Origin of the sequence: Roseicyclus sp. (assembly GCF_052168335.1) — a bacterium.
Lineage (GTDB): Bacteria > Pseudomonadota > Alphaproteobacteria > Rhodobacterales > Rhodobacteraceae > Roseibacterium.
Map to the genome: position 1 here is coordinate 1 of NZ_JBQLZP010000418.1, position 2053 is coordinate 2053.

At 71.7% G+C, this 2053-nt stretch carries 3 protein-coding genes; 1 reads left to right on the plus strand and 2 read right to left on the minus strand.

The annotated features are described in order from the left end of the window. Both ACTS11_RS12800 and pyrH read right to left on the minus strand, forming a co-directional pair. The coding region (locus ACTS11_RS12800) for a hypothetical protein (RefSeq protein ID WP_442640697.1) at positions 1 to 237 on the minus strand (237 nt) is incomplete at its 3' end. Between the two features lie 143 nt (positions 238 to 380). Then, positions 381 to 1160, minus strand: coding sequence for a UMP kinase (gene pyrH / locus ACTS11_RS12805; protein ID WP_442640698.1), 780 nt, complete (start codon positions 1158 to 1160; stop codon positions 381 to 383). Between the two features lie 114 nt (positions 1161 to 1274). On the opposite strand from pyrH, the gene ACTS11_RS12810 reads away from it, so the two are divergent. Next, a partial coding sequence (locus ACTS11_RS12810; RefSeq protein ID WP_442640699.1) for a tRNA (adenosine(37)-N6)-dimethylallyltransferase occupies positions 1275 to 2053 on the plus strand: 779 nt, incomplete at its 3' end.

Here is a 2053-nt window from a genome sequence, read left to right on the forward strand (position 1 = left end):
GACGGGGGGATGCGGGACCGCCATGACGGAGGACCGGAAGCGCGCATAGGCGGCGTCGGTATTGGCGCTCAGGGACCGGTACTCGTTGCCGACGCACTGCGCGTTCTCGGGCGTGCCCGCGACGAAGCCGTAGCTCGCGCAGCGCTCGTTGACGAAGGCCATACGCTGATCCTCCGAGGCGCTGCGCCACCAGCCGGGTCCGCCCGGGGCGCCGATCGTCCCGTCGGGGTTCGGCATGCATCCGGCGATCGACGCCGCGCAAACGAGTGGGAGAAGGGTTCTGGCGAACATGGGCACCACCTACACAAGACGACACGCGCCGTCCCCGAAAAGGCTGGCCGATCACGCAGCGCAAGTCAACGCGGGATGTCCCGCCGCCCTCAGCCGAGGACCTTCGTATAGGTGCCCCGTCCCGCCAGGATGCCGCGGAAGCCGCCGGGCTCGTCGAGCGAGAAGACGATGATCGGCACGTCGTTCTCGCGGGCGAGCGCGATGGCGGAGGCGTCCATGACGCCGAGATGCTGGGCCAGCACCTCGTCGTAGCTGATCGTGTCGTAGCGGCGCGCGTCGGCGTGCTTCTTGGGGTCCTTGTCGTAGACGCCGTCGACCTTGGTGCCCTTGAAGATCGCCTCGCAGTGCATCTCGTTGGCCCGGAGCGTCGCTGCGGTGTCCGTGGTGAAATAGGGGTTGCCGGTGCCGGCGGCGAAGATCACCACGCGCTTCTTCTCGAGGTGGCGCACGGCGCGGCGGCGGATGTAGGGCTCGCAGACCTGGTCCATCGGGATCGCGCTGATGACGCGGGTGTAGACGCCCATCGATTCGAGCGCCGACTGCATGGCGAGCGCGTTCATGACGGTGGCGAGCATCCCCATGTAGTCCGCCGTCGTCCGCTCCATCCCCTGCGCGCTGCCCTGGAGCCCGCGGAAGATGTTGCCGCCGCCGATCACCATGCAGATCTCGACGCCGAGATCGTGGACCGACTTCACCTCGCGCGCGATGCGCTCGACCGTGGGCGGATGCAGGCCGAAGCCCTGGTCGCCCATCAGCGCCTCGCCCGAGATCTTGAGCATCACGCGCCGGTACTTGGTGGAAACGGCGGGCGCGGCGGCGTGGCCTGCCTTCTGGTCGGTGTCGGGCATGGGAGGTCGGGTCTCCGGCATCGGGGCTGCGGGGGCGAGGCTGTTGCGGTCGCCGCAACATGGTCTAAAAGCGCTGCCTGTTCAACGCCCGGTTGGGCGGTTCCGGCATCCACCTGAAGAACGGATCGCAACGCCCTGTTTTCGCTTGCGGACATACCTGCGGACCGTCCGGTCCTGATCGCCGGGCCGACGGCCTCCGGCAAGTCCGCGCTCGCGCTGTCCATCGCCGAGCGGGGCGGCGGGGTGATCGTGAACGCCGACGCGCTGCAGGTCTACGAGGGCTGGCGCGTGCTGACGGCGCGCCCCGGTCCGGAGGAGGAGACGCGCGCGCCCCACGCCCTCTACGGCCATGTGCCCTTCGAGGCGGAGTATTCGGTGGGCGAGTGGCTGCGCGACCTCGCGCCGCTCCTGACCGGGCCCGAGCGGCCCATCGTCGTCGGCGGCACCGGTCTCTACTTCCGGGCGCTGACCGAGGGGCTGGCCGAGATCCCGCCGGTGCCGCCCGAGGTGCGCGCCGAGGCCGAGGCGATGGCGCCCGACGCACTCCTCGCGGACCTGACGCGCGAGGATCCGGCGCTCGCCGCGCGCATCGACACGCGGAACCCCGCCCGGCTCCGGCGCGGGTGGGAGGTGCTGCGCGCCACCGGCCGCCCCCTCTCGGCGTGGCAGGCCGAGACCGGCCCGCCCCTCCTGCCGCTCGGGGAGACGGTCCCCCTCCTCCTCGACGCCGACCGCGACTGGCTGAACGCGCGGATCGCGCTGCGCTTCGACCGGATGCTCGCCGAGGGCGCGCTGGAGGAGGCGGCGGCCAACCTGCCGCGGTGGGAGCGCGCGGGCGGCGCGCGCAAGGCCATCGGGGCGCCCGAACTCGTGGCGCATCTCCGGGGCGAGACGACGCGCGCCGAGGCGCGGGA

What these genes read in the sequence shown, in the direction of transcription:
- pyrH (WP_442640698.1), bottom strand. Translation starts at nt 1,160, where the DNA reads ATGCCGGAGACCCGACCTCCCATGCCCGACACCGACCAGAAGGCAGGC.